Origin of the sequence: Corallococcus llansteffanensis (genome assembly GCF_003612055.1) — a bacterium.
In the GTDB taxonomy this organism is placed as follows: domain Bacteria; phylum Myxococcota; class Myxococcia; order Myxococcales; family Myxococcaceae; genus Corallococcus; species Corallococcus llansteffanensis.
In genome coordinates, this window is the sequence record NZ_RAWB01000874.1 from 1 (window position 1) to 2,618 (window position 2,618).

At 74.3% G+C, this 2,618-nt stretch carries 3 protein-coding genes; 1 reads left to right on the plus strand and 2 read right to left on the minus strand.

Annotation, left to right across the window (positions count from 1 at the left end; translation table 11 throughout):
• Positions 1 to 125 precede the first annotated feature (125 nt).
• Positions 126 to 545 carry a hypothetical protein gene (locus D7V93_RS45555; RefSeq protein WP_158623976.1) on the plus strand — a complete coding sequence of 140 codons (420 nt, stop codon included), beginning with the start codon at positions 126 to 128 and terminating at the stop codon, positions 543 to 545.
• A gap of 447 nt (positions 546 to 992) precedes the next feature.
• Here D7V93_RS45555 and D7V93_RS41505 read toward each other — a convergent pair whose 3' ends face one another.
• Together D7V93_RS41505 and D7V93_RS41510 are read right to left on the minus strand one after the other, a co-directional pair.
• Complete coding sequence (locus D7V93_RS41505; protein ID WP_120648490.1) at positions 993 to 1,574, minus strand: sigma 54-interacting transcriptional regulator; 582 nt, start codon at positions 1,572 to 1,574, stop codon at positions 993 to 995.
• A 187-nt stretch (positions 1,575 to 1,761) separates the two neighbouring features.
• Positions 1,762 to 2,618 (minus strand): universal stress protein (locus tag D7V93_RS41510; RefSeq protein ID WP_147451628.1); only part of this gene is annotated, 857 nt, incomplete at its 5' end.

A 2,618-nucleotide genomic window follows, 5' to 3' on the forward strand; every position in this document is an offset into this window, starting at 1 on the left:
CCCCTCCCCCTGTGACAAGCCCCTCCTGCCAGGGTCTCCACGTGCCTGACCGCTGCTCCAGCCGGAGGGCGTGACTACCTTGGGCCTCGAACGAGGGGCCCCTTCCAGACGAAACGAGGCTGCGAATGGCGACGGCGAAGCGTGGATTGGTGGAGAAGGTGAAGCGCGCGGTCACCCAGGTGGGCACGCGCGGGGCGCGCGCCCTGGTGCAGACGGCCCTTGGGACGGCGTCGGCCACGGTCCGGACGGTGGACTCGCTCCAGGTGAAGCTGGGCAAGAAGGTCTCCCCCGCGCGCGGCAAGGCCAGGGCCACGACGGTCCGCAAGGTGGAGGCGGCGAAGCACACCCCCTCCACGACCCCGCGCAAGGCGGCGGCCCCGGCGCGCAAGGCGGCTCCCGCGCGCAAGGCGGCGGTCCGCAAGACGGGCAGCAAGGTCGTGGCGGCCCCCGCCGCGGCGAAGCGCCGCACCGCGAGCAAGGCCACCGTGGCGAAGAAGTCCGCGCCCCCGGCCAGGCGCGCCGTGAAGAGCTCGCGCCGCAAGTAACGAGCAACACGCCGCGCGGAAGCGGACCGGCCCCGGGAAGCCTCCAGGGCCGGGCGGCTCGCGCGAGGGAGGCCCGGAAGCCTCCAGAGCCGGGCGGTTCACTCGGAGCAGTCGCCCGGAAGCCTCCAGCGCCGGGCGGTTCGCGCGGAGGCGGCTCCCAGAAGCTTCCTACGCCGGGCGGTTCGCGCGGAGGCGGCTCCCAGAAGCCTCCTACGCCGGGCGGTTCGCGGAGGCAGCTCCCGGAAGCCTCCTACGCCGGGCGGTTCGCGGAGGCAACTCCCGGAAGCCTCCAGCGCCGGGCGGTTCGCGCGGAGGCGGCTCCCAGAAGCTTCCTACGCCGGGCGGTTCGCGGAGGCAGCTCCTAGAAGCCTCCAGCGCCGGGCGGTTCGCGCGGAGGCATCTCCGGGGTCACGCATGTGACGAGGGGTCTCCTGCGCGGAGCCCTCTTCAGCGGACCGCGTTGCGGGTCGCGCTCTTCCGGGCCGGCGGCGGGGCCTTGCGCTTGGGCACGGTGCGGGTGACGGAGCCGGGGCGGCGGGCCACGGCGGCGGCGCGCTCCTTCTCCTCGGCGGCCTTCAGCGCCGCGGCGCGCACGGCGAGCTGCTCCGCCTGCTGCGCCCAGCGCCGCTTGAGCACGTCGCGCAGTCCGTCTGTCTGCAGGTCCACCTGCGCCTGGTTCAGCCGGTAGTGCAGGTCCTCGCGCAGCGTGCCGCGCGTCAGGGCCGCGCTCGCCGCGCCCGACACGCCCACCACCACCTTGGGCCGCTCCTCCTGCATCTGCAGGCAGCGCAGGATGAGCCCCTGCGCGTCCAGCGGCAGCTTCGCCACGTCCGCGACGAAGAGCACGCCGTTGGGCTGCCGCAGCGCCCCGGGCAGCTCCGCCGCCTGACGCACCTCCGTCAGCGGGACGCCGAAGTTGCGCGCGGCTTCCTCCGCCCAGGCACGGCGCTCATCCTCGGTACCTCCATGGATGATCAGCGAGGCACGGTTGGAGACGAGGTCTTCTTCTCGATAGCCTCGAGGAGCCACGGGATGCCCTGCCCTTCTAGGAAAGCGGGTCCTCGCAAAGTCTAACGCCCTCCTGGGTCGCCTGTTCAATCCCTTACTTGGGAGAAATGAGCAGGGACCCGTTCGGCCGCGACCGGAAGCCTGGACATCCGTTCATCGGACAAGGGGACCGCGCGCGGCCCTGAAGCCCGGTCCTGGAGCGCGGGCTTCAGGCGGTGGGCACCACCATCACCGGGCGGCGGCAGCGCGCCACCAGCTCTCGCGCCACCGCGCCCTCCAGCACGTCCGGCACGGGTTCGTGACGCTCCGACGTGCCCACGCACACCAGGTCCACGCCCTCGCGCTCCGTGGCCTGGCAGATGGCGAGCGCCACGTCGTTCCCGCTGACGCCCTCCACGCTCCAGTGCACCGCCAGGGCGACGGCGTCCCGGGGCACCTGGTCCCAGAGCCGTTTGAGCACCGCGTCCCGCTCGCCCGCGGGCTCCGGGAGCACGCCGTGGATGTCCCGGGGGCCCCGCTCGCGGCCCCGCAGCTGGTGCACGTGCAGCAGGTGCACGCGGCCGCCCGGTCCCACCAGCGTGCACGCCTGCGCGATGGCCTGCCCGGACGCGGCGGTGAAGTCCACCGGCACCAGCACGCTGCGGGGCGGGGGGATGCGGCGCGGCTCCCGGGCGCCGGGCGGGATGCACGCCACCGACCGCTCCGCGTAGCGCAGCACGCCTTCGGACACCGAGCCGTGCCACAGCCGCTGCACCCCGCCGCGCAGGTGCATGCCCACCACCGTCAGGTCCACGGCGTGCGCGTGCGCCACGTGCAGCAGGTGGTCCGCCGGGCGGCCATAGCCGGGCTCCAGCACCACGTCCACGCGGCCCTCGCCCTCCAGGTCCCCCACGCACTCGCGCACCTCGCGGTGCAGCACCCGCTCCACCACGGGGTCCAGCGCTTCCAGGTCGCGCACCTGGGGCGCCAGCAGCTCCACATGCACCGGGCTGTGGATGCCCAGCCGCTCGCGCTCCTCCGCGGGCGAGCACACGAAGGTGGCCAGCACGTCGCACCCGCCCACCC